Here is a 22125-nt window from a genome sequence, read left to right as displayed (position 1 = left end):
ATGAGAGAAAATCTAGGCCCGATAGAACAGTCTATGGTCATAAGCGCCTTGCAGGGTGAGTTGCGCTCTTCTTTTGAGCTTGAATCCTTAAAAGGCAGGGATGTAACAATCTATCCAGAGCCCGTATGCTTGGAAGCCCCTTTTCAGCCTTACGAACTTAAAAGCTTTTTAAGAGAAGGCACTACTAATGTCTGTATCACGCCTGAAAGATTTACAGAAAATTCCCAGAAAGCTTACTTGCGGTTGTGGTTTTCGCCAAAAGATGAAATTCAATGGATAGAATTTGAAACATTATTGAGAGAATTAAGCATTATAAAAAATCCAATTGAATTTTTGCTGATTGGAAATAAGGAAAGGATAAGCTGTCAAATAAGCATAAATAGAGCTGATGAAAAACCTGTGAAGAGCGCGATCAAATCTAAATTTTCCAATATTGAAATTGACGTTAATGAAGAAAATTATTTTTTACAAATTCTTCAGCAAACTAACACTATAAATCATACCTTTGATATTCGGGATTTCTATCCCATAGCGCCATATTGGAAAAGTTTATCTGGTTATGAAGGGATAAAAATTTCTCCTTTAATGCCGATTTATTCTGCCTTGAGTGAGCTAAAACAAGAGTTTGGGTTTTACCAAGTTACTTTTAAAAGAGTAACGCATGATTGGCGGGAAAACATAATTAATCTTACTGAGGCAGAATTGCAGGCAGGCCAATTCGGTAGTTTACAGCAGAATTTAATCAGCCATGCAGGGTTTGGCTCTGATTACTATAAAGAGGCCAGAAAGAAACTAGACAGTCCTTTGTTTTGCGTAAGCATCCGCATAGGAGCTTGTTGCAGAAATGAAAATATAAGAGGAGTTTTAGATAGTCTGAGCCTTCCAATCGCGGGTTTTCAATACGGGAAAAGAGAATTTAATTATTTGGCAAAAGCCGATTATTTAAGAACGATGGAAAATAAAAAAATAATAGAAATGATAGTAACTTCTTTGATTTACAGGAATGGAATGTTGCTTAGCTCAACAGAGTTATCTGCTTTATGCAATTCCGGCTCTAAGGAAATTATGGAAAGAAAAGATTTTTCTCTTGATAAGGCTGTTGGTTTTAAGGCTATAGAACAAACCTCAAGAGATGGAGTTTTACTCGGCTATAACGACTTTGCAGGAAAAAAAGTTCCTGTTTTTCAACCTACTCATTTGAGAAACAAAGGGACAATTATTGGCGGCATTACTGGCTCAGGAAAATCAATACTTATGGAAAATATGTTTTTGGCTGATATTAATAATGGCGAAGGCGCAGGGTACATTGATTATCATGGAGATGCAATTGAACGCATTAAAAAACAAATTCCTAAAGAGAGGGTTAGAGACGTTTGCTATTACAATCCATGCGACAAGGATTTCATAATATCTCATAATTTCTTTTCATTGGGTAAAAATGAAGATGCTGGCAAAAAAGTCAATGATTTACTGGATGCAATTAAGGGGCTGTATTCTGCTAAAGACTGGGGTTCGCAGATTGAGGCAACGCTTATGCCTGTCCTATACACCTTATTAAAAGGAAATCTCACATTAACTGATGTGAGGGGTCTTTTATCTAAATCAAAAGAGGGGTACAAGTTGAGACAGTCAGTTGCTCCTATTATAGAGAATAAAGAAATACAGATGTTTTGGCATGATTTTGAAAAAATACCTAATTCAACATTACAGAGGGTAGTTAGCAAGCTCTCAAAGTTTCTTTTGCAGGAGAGAATATATAGGATTTTTTCCCAGCGAGATAATAGGCTAAATTTCAGAAACATAATCGACAATAAAAAAATCTTTCTTGCCTATTTTCCGGCAGGTCTGCTTGGATCAAACTGTTCTAACATCCTTGGTTCGATTATATACTGCTCTTTTTTTCATGCAGCCCTTTCAAGGCAGGATATTGTTCCTTCCCAAAGAGTCGGGTTTAACCTTTATATTGACGAAGCGCAGCGTCTCTCGGTCAACAAGAAAGCATTTGAAGACTCTTTGAGGGAGTGTAGGAAGTTTAACTTAAGGCTTATATTTGGTTTTCAGCAAAAAGAGATGATGGCTGAATCAATTAAAACCGCATTTGGAAATGTACAGACAGTAGTGGCGTTAGACTTGGACTGGGATGATAGCCAGAATTTGTTTAAAGAATTTTTTGGAGAGGTTGAAATCAATGATTTTATGAGAAAAGGTGTTGGGAAGGCTTTTGTAAAAAAAGGAAATGAAATAATAAACATATCCACCCCTGAGCCAAACAAGATAACTGGCAATGGTTTTAGCGAAGAAATTGATAGTTTAACAAGAGAAAAATATTGCGTGTCGCTTAAGAAAAATATTGCAACAGTGCGAAGGGCAATAGAAAGACCATCAGATAATGAAAACTTGTATGATGAAATTTGAGGGAGGTCAATTATGGGTAAAGCAAATTTAAATATGATTTTGCGATTATTGGATGAAAGAAATATCGCGAAAGAAGTTAGTATGTATCACGATATAGGAAGAGACGAGTATAATATGCAAAATCGCATACCTTCTACTTTTGATGAAATGATGGCAGAAGCTACACGGTTTTACCAGCAACAGTTTCAGATTACTGTCGGGGGAGATATTCTTATGCCAGAGTGGCTGGCTTTAAGTAACGTGAGGGGAATAATAGAGAGGTCATTTTCTCAGATTGGCGGATTAGAAGGCGCTTACATGGTAGCTTCAACCGGTGTTGGCGGTGGAATGAAAGCAGTTCTTGATGCAATTTATGAACATATGAAAAAAGAACAAGAAGAAAAATATATTTCTTGGATTTTAGTTGAGCATGTGGACGTGATGTCTTGGGATGACAAAGTTTTATTGATGCAGCAATATTTAGCCAAGTTTCATAGTAGCATGCCAGAGGGAGCTAGAATTAAAAGTGCTGAACAGCTTGTTGCGGCTGGATATGAAGACATTATTAAGCTTCACATGAAGGCGTTACAGACTATAAGGACAAGGGTTGCGCCATGAGTGCGAAAAAGCAATTTTAATTTACAAAACGATTAATACGAATATTGAAAATGAAGAAAAAAGAATTCTACAAAATACAGGCAAAGGCATTTAAGGATTACTTTAACAAGTTTTCCGACAGGGATCTGCTGTCTGTTTTTGATGAGTGGGCTGAGAGTAAGGATATCTATGGGATAGATAAAGAAAAGATATGGAGAATTGCAAGAAAGCCAAATAAGAAAAACACCTTTATTATAAAAGAAAATAGTGAAGAATTTTTGAGGCTTTCGACAGTTCTTGAAATTGTTTTGCAAGCAGACATGATGTATCTTAATGAACTTCTTGAGAGGAAAGTGAAAGGGAAGAAACAGCTTGACAAAACCTAACAAAACCCTATAATAGCTTATCATGGATAAGCAAATCTACAATGTACCCAAAGCCGCACAAAAGCTCGGTGTCCATGAGCAGACAGTGCGTTACTGGATTAAAAAGGGCTGGGTTGAGCCTAAAAGAGATTACAGGAATTACCCTGTTTTTACCGATTCTGATATTAAAAAAATAATAAAGTGGCGCAATACATTCAGGTGATTATGAAAATAGCAGTTTATACAAGAGTTTCAACAGAAGATCAGGCAAGAGAAGGAACTTCTCTTGAAGTTCAGAGAGAGTTTCTTGTCAATTATGCCAAGCGTGAGAGCTATGATGTCTATAATGTTTATGTGGATGATGGCTATTCTGGCTACACTCTTGAAAGACCTGCCTTAAAAAAACTGCTAAGAGATGTAAATCTTAAAAAGTTTGATATGGTGCTTGTTTATAAGATTGACAGGTTTGCGAGAAATAACCGCCTTATGCTTAATCTGGTTGAAGACCTTGATAATAAAGGCATAGGGTTTAAGTCAGCTACAGAGTCGTTTGATACTGTCAGCGCTGCCGGAAAGATGGCTCTTAGTATGTTAGGCACAGTAGCCCAGTTTGAAAGAGACAGGATTATTGAGAGAGTTTTTCCCGGAATGATAAAAGGTGTTGAGCGTGGAAACTGGCAGGGTGCAAGATACTCCCCTTATGGATACCATTATAATAAGGAAAAGAAACTTCTTGAAGTCGTGCCAGAAGAGGCTGACATTGTTAAAATGATGTATCTTATGTATCTTTCAGGCCAGAGCACTCCGCAGATAGCAGGTTATTTATATAATAAGAGGTATAAAACAAGAAGCGGTGGCAGATTCCAGACAAAACTTGTAGGCAACATTCTTAAAAATCAGATTTATCTTGGTAAGCTTGTGTGGAACGTGCATCATTATGACAAAACAAAGAAAACGCTGAGAGGCAACAGGTATATGAAGAATGATGCTTCAAAAATAGTAGTATCAAAAGGCAAGCATGAAGCGATAATTTGTCAGGAAGATTTTGACGCTGTCCAGAAAAAGCTTGAACAAAACAGAAAAGGGATAGCTTCCAGAAAAGGAAGCAAAGAGTATCCTCTTAGCGGAATTCTTGTCTGTGCAGAATGCGGTCATAAGTTTCGGGGCTGTTTAAGCGTTGCTTCAAGAGAGGGCAGAAAAGTAAAAACAAAAAGAAGATATTACAGATGTTGCGGCAGGTCTGTGCATTACACCGAATGCAGTAATGGCTATGTCAGGGCAGATGATATTGAAAATGTAGTCTGCGCCATTATAGAAACTATTTTTGCAGAAGATATTGACGAGGCAAGGTTAAGAGGTATTATTAATGATAGTGAGTCTTCCTGTGATGAAGACGTTAAAGAGAAAATAGCTGATATAAAAGCAAAACTCAGCATAAATTTATCAAAGCAGGAGCGGCTTGGAAAAGTTTTTTCAGAAAACCTGCTGGCTATGGAAGCTTTTAAAAATCAGATTCTTCCGCTCAGGGAAGAAGAAAAGGAGCTGAAATTAAAGATAAAGAAACTGGAATTCAGCCTTATTGAACGGGAAAAATCCAAAGAATACAGAAAGCTGTTACAGACAGTAATAGACCATTTTGATGCAATAAAGTCAGGATTGGATATTGCAGGAAAGAAAGGCCTGTTAAGACTGGTCTTTAAATCCATAACAGTTGAGAACAGGAGAATAAAGAAATTCGAGCTTTATCAGCCTTTTAAAGGGCTATACAAAGGAGAGGATATAAAGTGCCAACTAACGGAAAACAAAAGGGTTGCGATAATTCCGGAAAGCGTCTCTACTTGCGGACTTTCGGCTGCCAGATGAATGAGCGGGATTCCGAATGGATGCTAGGCCAGCTTATTGCATCTGGATGGTCTTTAACAGAGAGAGCAGAGGATGCTAATCTTATTGTCATAAATACCTGCTCTGTACGCTATCATGCTGAGCACCGTGCGATATCTTTTTTAGGAAGCTTAAGAAAACTTAAAAAAGAGAAGGATTTTAAGATTGTTCTGACCGGATGTACTGCAGAGGTTTGCGGCGAAGAGCTTCTCAAGAGATATAGCCATCTTGACGGGGTCTTCGGGCCTTCTCAGGAGGATGAGTTGATTGAAAATATAGATAGGGTTTTAAAGGGTGAGAGAATTAAAGCAGTAGGTAAGCAGGTTGGCTTAAAGTGCTTTTACAAGGAGAGAGACTACAGGAAAAGATCTCTAAGTGCTTTTGTCTCTATTATGGAGGGTTGTGATAATTTCTGTAGTTACTGTATTGTGCCCCACACAAGGGGTAGAGAGCGCTCTATACCTGCAGAGGAGATAGTAAATGAAGTCAGTTCTTTAAAAGATAGAGGTTATAAAGAGATAACTCTTTTGGGGCAGAATGTCAACTCCTATAAGAATGGCGGTTTTGTAAGGTTATTAGAGAAAATAGATAAGACTGGAATCGAGAGAGTCTGCTTTATGACTTCGCATCCAAAAGATGCAGGTTTCGATCTTTTCAAGGCGATGAGAGATTTAAAAAGCGTATGTAATCATTTACATCTTCCTCTTCAATCTGGAAGCGATAAGATTTTAAAACTTATGAATAGAAATTATACTCTTTCCGACTATCTCAATCTGGTTAAATGCTATAGAAAATTTAATCCTCAAGGAGCAATTACGACGGATATCATTGTTGGTTTTCCGGGTGAAGAGAGAAGAGACTTCAAGAAGACACTCTCTGCTTTAAAGAGAATAGGCTTTGATTTTGCATTCATATTTAAGTATTCTTCGCGGCCTGAAACCAAGGCCTCTGGTTTTGTCGATACTGTTTCGGATCAGGATAAGAGAGATAGGAATAATATTTTGCTTCAGGTCCAGGGAGAGATAGCTTTAAAAAAGAAAAGAGGTTTAGTAGGCAGATTTTGTGAAGTTCTTTTTGAGGCTGATGATAAAAGAGGCTATACTATAGGCAAGTCTTCTGAAAACCATTCTATTAAAGTAAAAGGAAAGGGTTTGGTTGGAAGTATAAAAGATGTTAAAATAGCCGAAATAGTTGATAATAGTTTAATTGGAGAGATAGTTGAATAAGAGATTTAAAATAATCGGTATTCTTTCTGCAGCTGTCATATTGTCTAATCTATTAACCGTTCTCTCTTCTGCCGAAGATTTTAACGATGCCTGGGCCTATTTTCTTAAAGAGAGATACAATATATCAGAGCGCATAGTCGATAGGTATCTTAAGAGCGGAGAGTCCTCTCCTGAATATCTCTATCTTAAATCCCTGCTTTTAATTAAGCGTTCCCGTTTTGAAGATGCCAGGATTTATTGTGGTAAGCTTTCGAAGTTTGGCGGAAAATGGAGCGAATATGCATTTTTGGGGCAGGCCGACACATTCTTTTTAAGCGGTAAGTTTGATGATGCTGATATTCTCTACAACACCTTCATGGAGAGGTTCCCCAGAAGTGAGATAATATCCGATGCGATGTATAAGTATGGCTTGTGCCTCAGAAAGCAGGGGCGTTGGGAGGAGGCCAGAGAGAGCTTTAATCTTTTGATCAAGCGTTACCCCAGCTCTCTCTCTTGCAGTTATGCCCGTAGAATATTAAATGAGGATGAGTTCTATTTTACGATTCAGATAGGCTCTTTTTTGAACTACGACAATGCTTATAATCTCTCAAAAAGAGCAGCTCTTAAAAAGTTTAATACCTATGTTAAAAAGATAGTCCATAAAGGTAGGCTTTACTATAGAGTTCGCGTGGGTAAGTTCGATAGCAGAAGCCAGGTCGAATCTCAGTTTAAGAAGCTTATCTCCTTAGGATATAGCGGTATAATCTACCCCTAATGAGTCTTTCGTTACTTTAAAAAGCATTAAAACCTATGGATAGAAATTTAGTTATTGTATTGACAGGTCCTACCGGCGTAGGAAAGACAGAGGTCTCAATAGAACTTTTTAAGTTGATTGGCAGAACAGAGCTGGTCTCTATTGACTCTATGGCAATCTATAAAGGTATGGATATTGGAACATCGAAACCCGGTAGAGATATTCGGGCTAAAATTCCCCACCATATGATAGATATAGTTGATTATGGCCAGAATTTTGACGTTGCAGAGTATGTAAGTAGAGCATCGGAGGTTATAGCTCATATCGTATCCAGAGGTAATATCCCTCTCCTTGTCGGCGGTTCTATTATGTATCTATACGCGCTTTTAGACGGTATCTTTAAAGGGCCCTCCCGTAGCAATGAGATGAGAGGCAGGCTCGTGAAGAGGTCGGAAGATGAGGGGTTGGAGAAGCTCTATGCTGAACTTAAAGAGCTTGACCCTGAGGCAGCGGATAGGATTCACCGGAATGATTTAAGAAGGATAGTCCGTGCTCTTGAGGTATATTATTTAACCGGAGAGAGGATATCAGAGTTAAAAACAGAGAGAGAGGGGATCTCATCAAAGTACGATTTAAAGATCTATGCATTATCTGATAAGAGGTCAAAGATATATGCCAATATCGACAAAAGAGTCGATAATATGGTCTCTGGAGGCTTGGTCTCTGAGGCTGAGTCTTTGATGGGTAGTATGAGCCTAACAGCTTATCAGGGAGTAGGTTATAAGGAGATAATTAGATATCTTAAGGGAGAGTATGGTTTAGAAGAAGCTATAAGGCTTATCAAGCGTAATACCCGCCGTCTTGCAAAGAGGCAGCTATCCTGGTTAAAGAGAGATCATCGTATAGAGTGGTTCTATGGTTATAATTTTGAATCAAAAGCCGGCATTGCTGAATCTATTTTCAATAATTTAGGGAAGAGATGAAAGAGAGTGCGTATATAGTAAATGTTGACCGGAGAGATAGAGGCTCCTGGACTCCAAAAGAGAGAGCAGCAGAGATGAAAGAGCTTATTCTATCTACAGGCTGCAGCATCGGGGGTGAGGATTTTTGCAGCATAAAGAGAGTAGGCCCGCATTATTTTATAGGTCAGGGCAAGGTTGGAAACATAGCTTACAGTGCCAGAGAGCTGGGCTCTGACGTTATAATCTTTTCTCAGGATCTATCAGCAGCTCAACAGCAAAATATAGAAGATGAGACAGGTGTTAAGACGATAGACAGAACCCAGCTTATATTGGATGTCTTCTCACGCCATGCCAGAAGCTCTGAAGGTAAGCTTCAGGTTGAACTGGCTCAACTTGGTTATCTCTTGCCGCGCCTTCGCGGTAAAGGTATTATGCTCTCCCGTTTAGGGGCTGGTATTGGGACCAGAGGTCCGGGTGAGAAGAAGCTTGAGGTTGATAGGCGCAGGATAAGAAGAAGAATAGAACATCTAAACAGAGAGTTAAAAGAGGTAAAGAAGAGGCGCCTCTCTTTACGTAAAAGGAGAGCTAGAAATGAAGTTTCTTCGATAGTATTGATTGGCTATACAAATGCAGGTAAGACTACGCTTCTCAATCTTTTGACGAAATCAAAGCAGATCTCATCCGATAGTATGTTTACGACGCTTGATCCTGTCTCACGTGCTGCTACTCTTTCAGGTAAGAGCAGGGTAGTGTTTTCAGATACCGTAGGTTTCTTAAACGATCTGCCGCATCACCTGATTGATGCGTTTAGAGCAACGTTTGAAGAGATAGCCGAGGCTGATTTGATTCTCCATCTAATCGATCTGTCAAATCCGCTTGCTGTTAAAAGAAGAGCATCTGTTTATAAGGTTTTAGATCAGCTCGGTATTAAGGATAAGAATATTTTAACAGTTTTGAATAAAATAGATAAACTGCCCAGTATAGATAATGCAAGCCTAAGTTTGAGGTATCCCGGCTCTATTCCGATATCTGCTTTAAACGGTGAAGGAGTAGGACTGCTTCTTAAAAATATAGAGAGCGAGCTTTCACTATACGAATCTTTTTTAAACCTCTTTGTGCCTGATGACAAGCTTAAGGTACTAGATCTTATCGCTAAGGATAGTATAATCGGTATAAAGAAAAAGAGAGGCGGAGTCTATATAAGAGCCCGGGTTAATCTCTCAGTCAGAGAGAGGATTTATCGGGAAATCTCTAAATAATATGCTATAATCATAAACTATGAAACTCTATTTTAGTATCTTAAAGATGGCCAAACCTTACTTAGGGGTGATTGCATGCGCTGTTATATTTATGATTATCTCTACCTTAACAGACGGAGCATCTTTAAGTATGCTTGCTCCTTTAGCTGATAAAGTTTTAACAGATAAACCGATAGTTTTACCGCAGGACAATATTCCCGATTTTATAAATCAGTTGATAGCCAAAGCTAATAGTATGCCGCAGATGAGACTACTTACTGTATTAGCTATGACGTTGTTGGTTCTTATATGCTTTAAAGGTATCACTTTTTATTTTCAGTCTGTTTTGATGGAGATTGCAGGACAGAGGGTTATAAGAGATATCAGGGCAAAGATATTTGAGAAGATTCAGTATATGTCTATGGATTTCTTCTCTAAAAGTAGAGTTGGTGATTTAATATCCAGGATGACATATGATGTCTATGTGATGCGTCACGTTCTTACCGAAGGTTTGGCCGAAGGCATATATTATACTTTTCAGTTGTTGTTATTTTTAAGCATCGTTCTGGTTATACATTTCAAACTAGCTTTGATAGTTCTTGTTGTTATGCCGATAGTTGGCTTTCCGCTTATAAAGATTGGTAAGAGATTGCGTAAGATATCCAAGCAGGCTCAGGCTAAGATGGGTGATCTAAACTCCAGGATGCAGGAGACTTTTACCGCGATGAATATAGTCAAAGCATTCTCCATGGAAGGTAAAGAGATATTGAGGTTTAAACTGCTGAACCAGGATTTCTACAAGCTCATGCTTAAGACGATGCGTAGAACCCTTGTGATAAATCCGGCATCAGAGATTGTAGCTGCTTTTGCAGGTGTTGTGGTTCTTATCGTAGGTGGAAGAGAGGTTATAGCGGGGGAGATGTCTTTTGGTATATTCATGTTGTTTTTGGCAGGGATGGCAGCGCTGATGAAACCGGTAAAGCGTCTTATCAAGGTATATAATTTCAACCAAGTTGCGCTTGCAGCTGGAGAGAGAATATTTGAATTATTAAATCAGGAGTCGTCTATTTGCGAAGTTCCAAATGCCTCAATTCTTGATATGCCAAAAGAAGGGGTTGAATATAAAGCTGTGCGCTTTAGTTATGAAGGGGGAGGAGAGGTTTTAAAGGGTATAGATCTTAAGGTTAAGATGGGCGAGGTTGTATGTCTTGTTGGACCAAGCGGTGTCGGTAAGTCAACCCTTGTAAACCTGCTGCTCAGGTTCTACGATCCAAGTGAAGGAGCTGTTTTAATAGACGGTGTTGACATAAAGGGTGTAGGAATAGATTCGCTTAGAAAGCATATCGGGCTGGTTACCCAAGAGCCTGTTATATTTAACGATACAATCGCAAACAATATCTCCTACGGTGTTAAAAATAAAAGTTTGGACGAAATAAAAAAAGCTGCGGTTGTGGCAAACGCAGATGGTTTTATTCAAAAGATTCCCCGGAAGTATGATGCAGCGGCAGGTGAGCGCGGTGCTAAGCTGTCAGGCGGTGAGAAGCAGCGGCTTGCAATAGCCAGGGCTATTCTGAGGGACCCTCCTATTCTTATAATGGATGAAGCAACAGCCCAGCTTGATGCAGCGTCAGAGCTTAAGGTTCAGGAGGCTATACAGAGACTGATAGAGGGTAGGACTGTATTTTTGATAGCTCACCGTATCTCAACTGCAAGAAGGGCTGATAGGATAATAGTTATAGAGGATGGCCGGATAGCGGAAGAGGGAAAACATGATGAGCTGATTCAGAAGGGCGGGTTATATTGTAAATATTATAAATACCAATATCAGGATGTTTGATTACCTCTTTAAATTATGGGGCTGATAACCTGGGTCATCAAAAAGTTGGTTTTGGCTGTTCTGATTCTTGGGATCTTAATATTCTTTTTTCAGAATACTTTTGTTAAGGCTGCTTTGAATGCAGCGGTTCGCATTAAGAGTAATGCCAGAATAAGTATAGAGCATGTCGACTCCAAAATTCATAAAGGCTATATCCGTTTAGGCGGGGTGATGCTGTTAAATCCTAAAGATTTCAGAGAGAAGAGATTTATAAAGATAGATCTGGCTGAATTTGAATTTGAACCCCTATCTTTTATTAGAGGAGATTTTAAGATAAATAAGTTTTTTATCGATATCGATAAGATATATATAGTTAAACAGAAAAAAGAGGGTGTAAACTTAGTTAAAATTAGGAAGAAGAGAACATTTCCGAAAAAGAAGAACCAGAATAGGTATATAGTTAAAGATTTAAGAATAAAGATATCTTCCATAGCATATAAGGATCTATCTAAAAGGCCTCCGAAGATGAAGAATATCTTTTTAGGCTTAGAACAGAAGTATCAGAATGTAAGAGATTTAAGAAAGATTTTGGATATGATTTTAACTCAGGAAGTTTTAAAGGCAACCTACTCTAGAAATCAGTAACCCTTTCCAATGCTAACCATAGGAGTTCATCTCTCAATATCAAAAGGTCTTCTTAAGGCTTTAGATCAAGCCAGAAGTCTCGACTCCGGTGCGATGCAGATATTTATCCGTAATCCCAGAGGTTATGCTAAAAAGATATTGGATCCGAATGAGGTTAAGGAGTTCATCGAAAAGCGTAAAGAGTACGGCATAGTCCCGATAGTTATACACGGAAGCTACCTTTTAAATATTGCATCTTCAGATAGAAGAGTAAGAGATAGATCAATCTCTGCAATAATAGAGGATCTCAGGCTTTCATCTCAGATAGTTGCCGAATATTATGTTTTACATTTTGGTTCAAATCCGGATAGGGTGAAAGGTTTAAATATTATGCGGAAATCTTTGGCTGCTATTTTTAAAAGGCTTGATTTTAAGCCTTTGATATTGCTTGAAAATACAGCCGGGGAAGGCAGTAAACTGGGCTGGGAGATAGATGATTTTAAGTCTATCTTAAGGGGAAATAAGAAGAAGCTTGGAATATGCCTTGATAGCGCCCATCTTTTTGCCTCAGGAGTAAATTTAAGTAATAGCAGAGAACTGAATAATTTCTTAAAAGAGTTTGATAGAAAGGTCGGAATAGATAGTGTTAAGCTATTGCATCTAAATGATTCTAATGCTCCCTGTTGTTCTAAGAGAGACCGTCACGCGCATATAGGCGAAGGTTTTATTAAGAGTAAAGGCATTAGTAATTTTATCAATCACCCTAAGTTTAGGGAGCTGCCGATTATACTTGAGACACCTAAGGATAAAGAAAAAGATGACATCAAAAACTTAAATAGGGTAAAATATCTGAAAAAGAAAGGAAGGTAATGCCTGCAGATTTCTCTGAAATCTATACGCTGGCATCAAGAGAAGGGAGAATTTAATGGAGGATTATCAGCCTCAGAAGTTTGAAGAGAGATGGCAGCAGTATTGGCAGGATCAAAGAGTATTCAATGTAGATACAGCAGGCAAGAGTAAGGAAAAATATTATTGCCTGGTTATGTTTCCTTACCCGTCAAATGAACTTCACGTAGGACATGCCAGGAACTATGTAATAGGTGATGTTGTTGGGCGATATAAGGCTATGCAGGGTCTATCTGTATTAGCACCTATAGGCTGGGATGCGTTCGGGCTTCCAGCTGAAAATCAGGCCATAAAACATAAAATCCATCCTAAAGAGTGGACCCTCTCTAATATAGAGAGGATTACCTCTCAGCTTAAAATCTGGGGCATAGGTTATGATTGGGAGAGAGAGATTACATCTTGCGAACCTGATTACTATAAGTGGACTCAATGGATATTCTTAAAGCTTTACGAGAAAGGGCTGGCTTATAAAAAGAGAGCGGCTGTTAACTATTGCCCTTCTTGTAAGACTGTGCTTGCAAATGAACAGGTCTTAGATGGTAACTGCGAAAGATGTAATTCCCCGGTTCAGAAGCGGGAGATGGAACAATGGTTTTTTAAGATCACAGATTATGTTGAGAGACTCTTAGACGATCTTGGTGGACTGGAGGAGTGGCCGCAGAGAGTTAAGACAATGCAGAGAAACTGGATCGGTAAATCAGATGGTGTTGAGATAGATTTTCCTATAGTCGGAGAAGATAAGAAGCTCAACTGTTTTACGACGCGTGTAGATACCATCTTCGGTGCGACCTATGCAGTGCTTGCTCCTGAACACCCCTTTATAGGGGAGTGGATTAAAAGGGGTGAAGCTGGTGATGACGTTGTTGATTTTATAGAGAGGGTAAAAAAGACTGCAAGGAGATCGAAAGATATTGGAGATTTAGAGAAGGAAGGAATAGCTATTGGTAAATATGCAATAAACCCTATGACTAATGAGAAGATTCCTATATTCTGCGCTAATTATGTTTTGATGGAATATGGCACAGGTTCTGTTATGGCGGTTCCGGCTCACGACCAGAGAGATTTTGAGTTTGCAAAAAAATATGATCTTCCTATGCGTATAGTCGTTGATAACCCTCAAAGTAGTCTTAAATTAGACGAGATGGATGAGGCTTACGAAGATGAGGGGATTTTAGTCAACTCTTCTGATTTTAACAGACTTTCCTCAGATGAGGCAAAGGTTAGGATTGCCGAATATATGGAGGAGAAAGGGGTTGGAAGGCAGCAGGTGCAATATAAGTTAAGAGATTGGCTGATATCACGGCAGCGTTACTGGGGAGCTGCTATTCCAATAGTATATTGTGACTCATGTGGGATAGTGCCTCTACCTGAGGAAGATTTGCCCGTACTCTTACCTGAAGATGTAGAGTTTAAACCTACAGGTGAGTCGCCCTTAAAACTCTGTTCTGATTTTGTTAAGACAGAGTGTCCTAAGTGCGGAAGAGAGGGGAGGCGTGAGGTTGATACGATGGATACTTTCGTTGACTCATCCTGGTATTTTTTGCGTTATATAAGCCCCCGGGATAAAAAGAAAGCTTTTGATACTGAGTTGGTTAACTACTGGCTTCCGGTCGATCAGTATATAGGCGGTATAGAGCATGCTACAATGCATCTTATATATGCCAGGTTTATTACTAAGGTATTGTTTGATCTAAGTTTTATTGGTTTCAAGGAGCCTTTTAAGAGGCTCTTTACTCAGGGTATGATCGTAAAAGACGGTGCCAAGATGTCTAAGTCCAAAGGTAATGTTGTAGCTCCGGACGGATTGATTGAAAAATACGGTGCGGATACTATGCGTCTTTATATTCTTTTTATTGGGCCGCCCGAGAAAGATGCTGAGTGGTCGGATAAGGGGGTTGAGGGAGCGTATAGATTCTTAAACAGATTCTGGCGCCTATATCAGAGATTGGGCGAGTATAGTCCTTCTGATCTAAATAAAGAGAGAGAGAAAGAGCTTAACAGAATATTGAATTTGACAATCAAAAAGATAACAGAGGATATGGAGGGCGGTTTTAAATTTAATACCGCAATAAGCTCTATTATGGAACTGGTAAACCGGGCTCAGTCGAATGTCACGGCCAGGTCTATAAGTAAAGAACTTCTGGCTGAGGTTCTTGAAAAACTTATTATCTTGCTATCGCCTTTCGCGCCTCATATAACCGAGGAGTTATGGAAAGAGATGGGAGAGAAATCTCCGCTGATTAGAGAGGCTGTCTGGCCTGAATATAAAGAGGCAGCACTTGTTCAGGAGACCATAGAGATACCTGTTCAGGTAAACGGTAAACTGCGAGCTAAGATATCTATTTCAAATGATGCCGGAGAAGATGAGATTAAAGAGGCCACACTTAAAGATGATAAGTTAAAAGAGCGTTTGGCGAATAAAGAGATAAAAAAGTTTATTGTAGTCGGTAAAAAGATAATCAATATTATTGTGTGAAAATCAACTTAAGTAAAGAGGGAAAATATCTTTTATTTTTTTTAGCATTCTCTTTTCTAATCTATCTTTTTGTCTCTTTTGTAGGTATTGAAGAGTTTAAATATAATCTAATCTCAGAGAGAGCTAAATCAGAGATAATCTTTCCTCTGGATCTAAATGCTGCTTCATATGCCGAGCTTATTAATATTCCCGGCATAGGGCCGAGCTATGCTCAGAGAATAATAGAGTACCGCTATAATAATGGAGGATTCGGAAGCATTGAAGAGTTGAAAAATGTCAAAGGGATAGGAGATAAGAAGTTAAAGAAGATGAAACCATATCTTAAACTGTAAGATGCCTCCCTTTTCGTTAAATCTGTTTTTTGTTTTAATAAGTTATATCACAGGTCTTACAGCTGCCCGATTTTTTAATTTAAATATTTATTCTCTCTTTATTCTTTCTGCTCTATCATTGTTGGTTTCGTCTCTCTTTATCAGGAGAAGAGTCTCTGTCTTACTTATATCTTCGGCCTTTATTCTCTTAGGAGCTCTCAGCATTGAGATAGAAGAGTTAAAGAGAGACTCTCTATCTGGTTTAAAATACTTGGAAGAGGTTAGAGTGGAGGGAGTTGTTAAGTCCATCCCTCTAAAGAGAGACGAGAGGTTGAGATTTACTCTATCTATAGAGAGTATCGACGGCAGGGAAGTTAGTGCTGCTATCCCTATAACGGTCTATTATAGTTACAGTTCTTTAATAGAGCCTGGAGACTTACTATCCTTAAGCGGAGCCTTTAGAAGTATCAGAGGCAATAGCTATCTTCTTACGGATGAGGTGGTTAAGCTAAAAGAGTATTTTTCATTCAAGAGGTATATCTATAAGATTAAAAAGTATACGTTAACGGCAATAGATGAGCTTTATCCTAAAGAGTATGCACCTTTTGTAAAAGCAACAGTAGCGGGTGAAGTAGGCAGTAGCATCAAAGGGTTGCGTGAAATATTTCAAGAGATTGGCGTTGTGCATATCCTTGCAATAAGCGGCCTCCATGTTGGATTATTGTTATGCTTCTCTGCTTTTCTGACTAGATTATTGGGTATCTATGGAAGGCTTAAGATTCTTCTCTTGGCGGTAATACTTATCTCTTATATGTTCTTAAGCGGATGCAGACCTCCTGTTACGCGGGCTACTCTTATGGCTTTAATATATCTCTATTTCTGGTTTCGAGGTTATAGGGTAAACCCTTTCAATCTCCTGATGTCAGCTGCCTTTATAATGCTTCTCTTTCAGCCTCAGGCGTTATTCGGTCTTAGCTTTCAGCTCTCATTTGCTGCCATGTCAGGTATTTTTACTCTACTCCATGCTTTTAATGATCAATTGAGGCCGGGGTTTAAAGGAAAGCTGCTTGGTTATCTGAAGGTTACTTTCGGGGCCTATATATTTGTCCTTCCTCTTATCTGGTATTACTTCAGCAGAATCTCCTTAATTGCACTCTTTGTAAATACTGCTTTCATTACTATATTCTCTTACCTTATAAGCTCAGCTTTTTTTGTGCTTATGTTGTACCCTCTGATTCCTTCTCTCTCGCAGGTTGTGGCCCAGAGCGGTTTTCCAATATTCTATTATCTCTTTAAGGTTTTGGATAATCTGGCCGCTCTTCCTTTTGCATCTTTAGATATGCCTCGGATAAGCATAATAGGAGTTATCTTTATCTATCTTATCTTTGTTCTGTCTATTTTAGCCTTTCGTGATATAATCAAAGAGAAGAGAGAGTTATCTAAATCTTAGGAGGTGAGGGATGTTTCGAATGGGTATGACCGAGATACTTATAATCCTTTTGATCGTGCTGCTTCTCTTTGGAGCCAAGAGGCTGCCTGAGATAGGAAGAGCTCTTGCCAAGACTCTCAGGGAGTTCAGAAAAGAGTCTGAGCATATTGATTCCGATAAGAGTGAAGAAGATTCGGATGATACTATAAGTTGAGAGGTTAAGCTTGACTGTCTTTGATCATCTCGAAGAGTTCAGAAGAAGGTTGATATATATCCTCGTCTTTTATTTTCTCTCTGTAGTTATCTGCTATCTTTTTGTAGATGATCTTTTGCTCTTTATTCAAAAACCGGTAACTAAGCTAATATATATTCATCCGGCAGAGCTTTTTATTGTTAGAATAAAGATAGCTCTCTCTCTGGGGGCATTTGCGACTTTCACCTGTTTTATCTCGCAACTCTACCTGTATATAAAGCCGGCTCTTAGAGAGAGTAGTTTGAAAACATCCTTTCTCTATATATTTTCTATAGTTCTTTTTTTCTATTCGGGAATAGTGCTTGGTTACCTGTTATTTTTGCCCTGTTTTCTTAACTTCTTGCTTAATTTTGAAGCAGGCAATATAAGCGCAATGATAACCGTCAGTAATTACATCTCTTTTCTTTTTATGCTGCTCTTATCTTTCGGTATTATTTCTATAATTCCGCTGGCCGTTCTTTTCTCTGTTAGATCCGGATTGGTAGAAGCTGGGGTCTTAAAGAGGGGCAGGAAATATATATATCTAGCCAGCTTTATTCTGGCTGCGCTCTTAACGCCTCCGGATGTTTTTACTCAAGTAATTCTTGCCCTGCCTTTGATATTGCTTTTTGAATTAAGTATTTTAATTTCCTCATTTTCTGTATATAATAGTTCAAAGAGATAAGGTGATTTTTATGACGCTGGCGATACTGTTAATATTTGCTGGAATACTTATAGCTCTCTACCCTGAGTTGCTATCTTTAATAGTATCTTTTCTTCTTATTCTTATAGGTTTAAGCGTTCTCTTTTTGAGGTACCATGTTAAGAAGATCTCTCAGAGCTGGGAGAGCAACTCACCCTTTATGAACTTTTTTATGAGGTTTTAATTATGAAAGAAGATCTTTTGACAGGTTTTTATACCAGAGATGAGTTTCAACCCTATATTGATTCTCTTACTGAATCAGAGAAGAGTTTTACGATAGGCCTTATAGATTTGAACCATTTCAAGGTTATAAACGATAAATATGGTCATATGTTCGGAGATAGCGTTCTAAGATATATCTCTTCGACTATAAAACTTACATTTGAAGATAGAGGTGTGCTCTTCCGTTACGGAGGAGATGAGTTTATTGTGGTCTTTCCTGAACAGGATAAGAAGTATGCTTCAATCCTATTCAGACTCTGTAATAGAAATTTAAAGAGGCGCCCTTTTCTATACAGAACAAAATTGTTAAGAATCAGTGTCAGCTATGGGATTGCATCTTATCCTCAGGATGCTGTGGATATAGAGTCGCTTGTCCATAAAGCCGATATGGCCATGTATTGTTCTAAAAAGCTGGCCAGAGGCGTTATAACGGATGTTGCAAAGATAGGCCTCTATCGAATACTTATCTGGGGGAAGAGAATTCTCTTTTGGGGAATATTGCTTGCTCTGACCAGCATTATTATCTTCAAACCTTTAAAGATGGGAATAAAGAGATTTATTGCTTCAAAAAATATAGAACAGGGTGAGGTGGTATCTGACTATCCCTGCGAAGTAATTTTTAAAAATGGCTATACTTTAAAGGGGATCTTGGTAGAGAGAGATACTGAGACTATTACACTCCTTATTCCTATGGGCGGGGCTGAAGGTAAGATGAAGATAGATAAGAACATAATCCGTAAATACCGCACTTTTAAGCCTCAAAACTGATTCAGGTCTAACCGATATGGTTTATGAAAACAGAGACTCCTCCAGCATAGAGCAGAGAACGCTCAAAGCGATAGGTGAGACTTTCGATATCTCTGTAGTAGAGCCTTTGATTCTGGTGACTTTTCCTTATGAGTATCCTCAAAACATAATAGAGATGGAGCATTCAACGAATGAGTTTAGCTGCCTCTGTCCTTTTTCTGGCCTTCCGGACTTTGCAAAAATAAGCTTGAAATATATACCGGATAGACTATGCATAGAGCTCAAGTCTTTTAAGTACTATCTTTTGTCGTTCAGACAGGTCAAGATATTTCATGAGCATGCGGTTAACAAAATTATGGAGGATCTGGTTAAAATTTTGGATCCTGTTGAATTAAAAATAGAGGCTATCTTTAATCTTAGAGGCGGAATAGAGACAAAAGCATCGGCAGGCTATAAAAAGAAAGACTCAAAAGATTGATAGAGCTCTCTCTTTCTAATATTCGATCTCAATGAAGAAGATATTTATTGCTGCTACAAATCAAAATGGGGGTAAGACTACAATTGCCTTAGGGCTGCTTCTTAACCTCAGGAACCACTTTAAAAGAATAGGATTTATAAAGCCGATAGGGCAGAGATACCTTTTTGAAGAAGGTTATCAGGTGGATGAAGACTCTGTTTTGATAGAGAAGGTATTTAAGTTTACGTTTCCTTTAAAGCTGCTTAATCCAATTGCGGTTGAGAGAGGATTTACCGAAAGATATATCGAAAATCCTTACCCTGCTGAGATTACATCTAAGATAGTTGAGTCTTACGAAAGGATTGCAGATTCTTCTGATCTTGTAATTATTGAGGGTACCGGCCATGCAGGGGTGGGTTCTGTCTTTGACCATTCCAATGCCCGGGTTGCCAAAATCTTAGATGCAAAGGTTTTGATAGTATCGTCTGGGGGAGTAGGCAGGCCTATAGATGAGATCGTCCTCAATAAAGCTCTCTTTGACAAAGAGGGAGCAGATGTTATCGGTGCTGTTGTGAATAAAGTTTTAAAGAAGAAGTATGAGAAGATCTCCTCTCTGGTAAGTAAGGGTTTGAACAGATTGGGGGTTGATGAGTTAGGTACCATCCCTTATAACCCAATACTCTCTGCGCCTACGATTGAACAGATATCCGATGAGATGGAGCTCAACTTTATCTCCTCTATAGAGAGAAAAGGAAATACCGTAGAGAAGGTCATAATAGCAGCTATGGAGTCTCAGGATGCATTTAGGTATGTAGAGAGAAATACTCTGATAATAACGCCGGGGGACAGGGAGGATATAATTATCGCTGCGATTAGGTATTGTTCTATTCCAGATACAAATAACTACAGCATCGCAGGAATCTTATTGACCGGAGGCATTCTGCCGAGCAAGAAGATCTTGAACAAGATAGAGAAGGTGGGAATACCGCTTCTTACCTCAGAAGACGATACCTATACTGTTGCATCTGCTATATACGATTTAAATGTGAAGTTGAGGCCAACCGACTATGATAAAATTAAGTTGGTTAAAGAGATTATCGGCCGGTATGTAAATCTAGAGAAGATCCTTAATTCCATATAAATTCAATTGAGAAGCTTACTATTAAAATATTCTATCAGAAGATTATTGTTCATCAATATAGCTTTCTTGGCTGTCTCTTTAACGGCTAGGGCCGAACTCTTATTCCAGCGCGGTTCTGTTATGTCTACTTATTATATGATTAAGATCGAGGATAATAGATATAGCTATCTTTTTGATGATATTGCCCGGGAGCTCAAGAGGTTAGAAGGTAAGTTCAGCGACTATAGTGAAGATAGCGAGCTCTCTTATCTGAATAATTACGGGGGAGAGAGTTTTTTAAAAGTATCGGATGAGATGTTCTCTGTTGTCAGGGATGCTATTAATATAGCCCGTGAATCCGGGGGTTGTTTTGATCCTACGGTTGGACCCTTAATGGAGCTTTGGGGTTTTAAAGAGAGTAAGCTCTTTTTGCCTAAAGAGAGGGAGGTCCAGGAGGTTTTATCCTGTTTAGGCTGGGAGAATATTGATATCTCAGTCAATAATGCAATAAGGTTTAAGAATAATAAGGTAAGCATCGATCTTGGGGGGATAGCCAAGGGTTATGCGATAGACTCCGTTGTGGATCTGCTTAGATCCGGCGGGGTTAAAAATGCTATAGTTGAGATAGGGGGTGACATTTACTGCTTGGGTACTGGATTAGATGGAGACGGCTGGAGGATAGGCGTTCAGGACCCCAAAAAACCTGAGAGCGTGATTGCGAGAATAGATATTAAGGATTTTGCTGTTGCGACCTCCGGAAACTACGAAAGGTTTCTCGATTATAAAGGTGAACGGTTTTCTCACATAATAGACCCTAGAAGCGGGTTTCCCGTAAAAGGAGATGTTTTAAGCGTTACTGTTGTAGCCTCTAGAGCTATTGATGCAGATGGCTGGGCAACAGCTCTAGTTGTGATGGGTTTTGATAAAGGCAGGAAGTCTGTTGAGAGCCAGGATAATATTGAGGCTATATTCATATCGCAGGGAGAGGAGGGTTACGATATCTGGATATCTTCGGGGTTAATCGATAAGGTGGAGGTTCTATGAAGGCAATATCACTTAAAGAGGCGCAGCGGATTGACAGTCGCGCAATATATGAGCTGGGAGTGCCGAGAATCGCTCTTATGGAGAATGCCGGTAGGGGTGTTGCAGAGATTCTGTTGAAAAAATTAAAGAGGCCAGGTTCTGTTGTCGTGGTCTCCGGGGCAGGTTATAACGGTGGAGATGGTCTGGTTGCAGCCAGGCATTTGTATATTAACGGTGTAAGAGTGAAACTGTTTTTAGTAGATAGTATAAGCAGAATAAAAGATGAGACATTGGTGCAGTTAAGAGTTCTTGAGGGATTAGGGCTAAAAGTGAGAGGCATAGAGAGAGTCTCTGATATTAAACGCTTAAGTTCTGAGATTACAAAATCCGACATTTTAATAGATGCATTAATAGGAATAGGTGTTGAGGGAGAGATTAGGGAACCTCAGAAGAGTGTGATTGAATTAATCAATAGGTCTAAGATAGAGGTTCTCTCTGTAGATATTCCTTCAGGGCTGGATGCCGACTCTGGAACTGCAGGAACTATAGCAGTTAAAGCAGACTGGACGGTTACTTTTAAAGAGATTAAGAGAGGCATGGTCTCTTTAGATGGAAAACACCATTGCGGAAAAGTCTACACCAGAGGTATTGGTATTTAAGAGG

Annotated in this window: 23 protein-coding genes; all 23 read left to right on the top strand. The window is 38.9% G+C overall.

All coding sequences use genetic code 11. The features are described 5' to 3' along the window. From P9L98_01575 to P9L98_01465, 23 genes are read left to right on the top strand one after another with little or no spacing between them, the layout of a single operon-like run. On the top strand, window positions 1-2415 hold the full coding sequence (locus P9L98_01575; GenBank protein MDP8215996.1) for a hypothetical protein: 2415 nt from the start codon (window positions 1-3) through the stop codon (window positions 2413-2415). Between the two features lie 12 nt (window positions 2416-2427). Continuing rightward, entirely contained in the window at window positions 2428-3012 is a 585-nt protein-coding gene (locus tag P9L98_01570; GenBank protein ID MDP8215995.1) for a hypothetical protein, read from the top strand. Between the two features lie 50 nt (window positions 3013-3062). Beyond that, entirely contained in the window at window positions 3063-3377 is a 315-nt protein-coding gene (locus P9L98_01565) for a hypothetical protein (GenBank protein MDP8215994.1), read from the top strand. A gap of 22 nt (window positions 3378-3399) precedes the next feature. Beyond that, a complete protein-coding gene (locus tag P9L98_01560) occupies window positions 3400-3579 on the top strand; it encodes a MerR family transcriptional regulator (protein ID MDP8215993.1) in 180 nt (59 codons plus the stop codon). Window positions 3580-3581: 2 nt separating this feature from the next. After that, a complete protein-coding gene (locus P9L98_01555) occupies window positions 3582-5219 on the top strand; it encodes a recombinase family protein (GenBank protein MDP8215992.1) in 1638 nt (545 codons plus the stop codon). After that, complete coding sequence (miaB, locus tag P9L98_01550) at window positions 5216-6463, top strand: tRNA (N6-isopentenyl adenosine(37)-C2)-methylthiotransferase MiaB (GenBank protein ID MDP8215991.1); 1248 nt, start codon at window positions 5216-5218, stop codon at window positions 6461-6463. Before P9L98_01555 ends, miaB begins: the two co-directional genes overlap by 4 nt. Next, window positions 6456-7217, top strand: a complete 762-nt coding sequence (locus tag P9L98_01545; GenBank protein ID MDP8215990.1) for a tetratricopeptide repeat protein — start codon at window positions 6456-6458, stop codon at window positions 7215-7217. The genes miaB and P9L98_01545 overlap by 8 nt, the downstream gene beginning before the upstream one ends. A gap of 35 nt (window positions 7218-7252) precedes the next feature. Beyond that, complete coding sequence (gene miaA, locus P9L98_01540; GenBank protein MDP8215989.1) at window positions 7253-8179, top strand: tRNA (adenosine(37)-N6)-dimethylallyltransferase MiaA; 927 nt, start codon at window positions 7253-7255, stop codon at window positions 8177-8179. Next, window positions 8176-9417, top strand: a complete 1242-nt coding sequence (hflX, locus tag P9L98_01535; GenBank protein ID MDP8215988.1) for a GTPase HflX — start codon at window positions 8176-8178, stop codon at window positions 9415-9417. Before miaA ends, hflX begins: the two co-directional genes overlap by 4 nt. Window positions 9418-9436: 19 nt before the next feature. Next, window positions 9437-11233, top strand: a complete 1797-nt coding sequence (locus tag P9L98_01530) for an ABC transporter ATP-binding protein (protein ID MDP8215987.1) — start codon at window positions 9437-9439, stop codon at window positions 11231-11233. A 51-nt stretch (window positions 11234-11284) separates the two neighbouring features. Beyond that, on the top strand, window positions 11285-11857 hold the full coding sequence (locus tag P9L98_01525; protein ID MDP8215986.1) for a hypothetical protein: 573 nt from the start codon (window positions 11285-11287) through the stop codon (window positions 11855-11857). 9 nt (window positions 11858-11866) lie between these two features. Next, entirely contained in the window at window positions 11867-12706 is an 840-nt protein-coding gene (locus P9L98_01520; protein ID MDP8215985.1) for a deoxyribonuclease IV, read from the top strand. Window positions 12707-12761: 55 nt separating this feature from the next. Further along, on the top strand, window positions 12762-15218 hold the full coding sequence (gene leuS / locus P9L98_01515) for a leucine--tRNA ligase (protein ID MDP8215984.1): 2457 nt from the start codon (window positions 12762-12764) through the stop codon (window positions 15216-15218). Next, on the top strand, window positions 15215-15550 hold the full coding sequence (locus P9L98_01510; GenBank protein ID MDP8215983.1) for a helix-hairpin-helix domain-containing protein: 336 nt from the start codon (window positions 15215-15217) through the stop codon (window positions 15548-15550). The genes leuS and P9L98_01510 overlap by 4 nt, the downstream gene beginning before the upstream one ends. Before the next feature lies 1 nt (window position 15551). Next, a complete protein-coding gene (locus tag P9L98_01505) occupies window positions 15552-16979 on the top strand; it encodes a ComEC/Rec2 family competence protein (protein MDP8215982.1) in 1428 nt (475 codons plus the stop codon). 10 nt (window positions 16980-16989) lie between these two features. Then, entirely contained in the window at window positions 16990-17172 is a 183-nt protein-coding gene (gene tatA, locus P9L98_01500) for a twin-arginine translocase TatA/TatE family subunit (GenBank protein ID MDP8215981.1), read from the top strand. 10 nt (window positions 17173-17182) lie between these two features. Beyond that, entirely contained in the window at window positions 17183-17875 is a 693-nt protein-coding gene (gene tatC, locus P9L98_01495) for a twin-arginine translocase subunit TatC (protein ID MDP8215980.1), read from the top strand. Window position 17876: 1 nt separating this feature from the next. After that, the gene (locus P9L98_01490) at window positions 17877-18077 is read left to right on the top strand and encodes a hypothetical protein (protein MDP8215979.1); all 201 of its coding nucleotides are present in this window, start codon (window positions 17877-17879) and stop codon (window positions 18075-18077) included. 2 nt (window positions 18078-18079) lie between these two features. After that, window positions 18080-18883, top strand: a complete 804-nt coding sequence (locus tag P9L98_01485; GenBank protein MDP8215978.1) for a GGDEF domain-containing protein — start codon at window positions 18080-18082, stop codon at window positions 18881-18883. Window positions 18884-18899: 16 nt separating this feature from the next. Next, window positions 18900-19340, top strand: coding sequence for a preQ(1) synthase (queF, locus tag P9L98_01480; protein ID MDP8215977.1), 441 nt, complete (start codon window positions 18900-18902; stop codon window positions 19338-19340). Between the two features lie 31 nt (window positions 19341-19371). Further along, entirely contained in the window at window positions 19372-20460 is a 1089-nt protein-coding gene (locus tag P9L98_01475; GenBank protein MDP8215976.1) for an AAA family ATPase, read from the top strand. A 45-nt stretch (window positions 20461-20505) separates the two neighbouring features. Continuing rightward, window positions 20506-21483: an FAD:protein FMN transferase gene (locus tag P9L98_01470; GenBank protein ID MDP8215975.1), complete on the top strand. Its 978-nt coding sequence runs from the start codon at window positions 20506-20508 to the stop codon at window positions 21481-21483. Beyond that, a complete protein-coding gene (locus tag P9L98_01465; protein MDP8215974.1) occupies window positions 21480-22121 on the top strand; it encodes an NAD(P)H-hydrate epimerase in 642 nt (213 codons plus the stop codon). Before P9L98_01470 ends, P9L98_01465 begins: the two co-directional genes overlap by 4 nt. Window positions 22122-22125 lie beyond the last annotated feature (4 nt).

Source organism: Candidatus Kaelpia imicola, from assembly GCA_030765505.1.
GTDB classification, from domain to species: Bacteria; Omnitrophota; Gorgyraeia; order Kaelpiales; family Kaelpiaceae; genus Kaelpia; species Kaelpia imicola.
The sequence above is the reverse complement of the archived record's forward strand: the minus strand, read 5'-3'. Positions and strand labels throughout refer to the sequence as shown.

Bases quoted from the DNA above. Each gene is read 5' to 3' on its own strand.
- miaB (MDP8215991.1), top strand. From the start codon at position 5,216: ATGAATGAGCGGGATTCCGAATGGATGCTAGGCCAGCTTATTGCATCT.
- leuS (MDP8215984.1), top strand. From the start codon at position 12,762: ATGGAGGATTATCAGCCTCAGAAGTTTGAAGAGAGATGGCAGCAGTAT.
- miaA (MDP8215989.1), top strand. From the start codon at position 7,253: ATGGATAGAAATTTAGTTATTGTATTGACAGGTCCTACCGGCGTAGGA.
- P9L98_01570 (MDP8215995.1), top strand. From the start codon at position 2,428: ATGGGTAAAGCAAATTTAAATATGATTTTGCGATTATTGGATGAAAGA.
- P9L98_01560 (MDP8215993.1), top strand. From the start codon at position 3,400: ATGGATAAGCAAATCTACAATGTACCCAAAGCCGCACAAAAGCTCGGT.
- tatA (MDP8215981.1), top strand. From the start codon at position 16,990: ATGTTTCGAATGGGTATGACCGAGATACTTATAATCCTTTTGATCGTG.
- P9L98_01555 (MDP8215992.1), top strand. From the start codon at position 3,582: ATGAAAATAGCAGTTTATACAAGAGTTTCAACAGAAGATCAGGCAAGA.
- P9L98_01530 (MDP8215987.1), top strand. From the start codon at position 9,437: ATGAAACTCTATTTTAGTATCTTAAAGATGGCCAAACCTTACTTAGGG.
- hflX (MDP8215988.1), top strand. From the start codon at position 8,176: ATGAAAGAGAGTGCGTATATAGTAAATGTTGACCGGAGAGATAGAGGC.
- P9L98_01465 (MDP8215974.1), top strand. From the start codon at position 21,480: ATGAAGGCAATATCACTTAAAGAGGCGCAGCGGATTGACAGTCGCGCA.
- P9L98_01505 (MDP8215982.1), top strand. From the start codon at position 15,552: ATGCCTCCCTTTTCGTTAAATCTGTTTTTTGTTTTAATAAGTTATATC.
- queF (MDP8215977.1), top strand. From the start codon at position 18,900: ATGGTTTATGAAAACAGAGACTCCTCCAGCATAGAGCAGAGAACGCTC.
- P9L98_01475 (MDP8215976.1), top strand. From the start codon at position 19,372: ATGAAGAAGATATTTATTGCTGCTACAAATCAAAATGGGGGTAAGACT.
- P9L98_01485 (MDP8215978.1), top strand. From the start codon at position 18,080: ATGAAAGAAGATCTTTTGACAGGTTTTTATACCAGAGATGAGTTTCAA.
- P9L98_01565 (MDP8215994.1), top strand. From the start codon at position 3,063: ATGAAGAAAAAAGAATTCTACAAAATACAGGCAAAGGCATTTAAGGAT.
- P9L98_01520 (MDP8215985.1), top strand. From the start codon at position 11,867: ATGCTAACCATAGGAGTTCATCTCTCAATATCAAAAGGTCTTCTTAAG.
- P9L98_01575 (MDP8215996.1), top strand. From the start codon at position 1: ATGAGAGAAAATCTAGGCCCGATAGAACAGTCTATGGTCATAAGCGCC.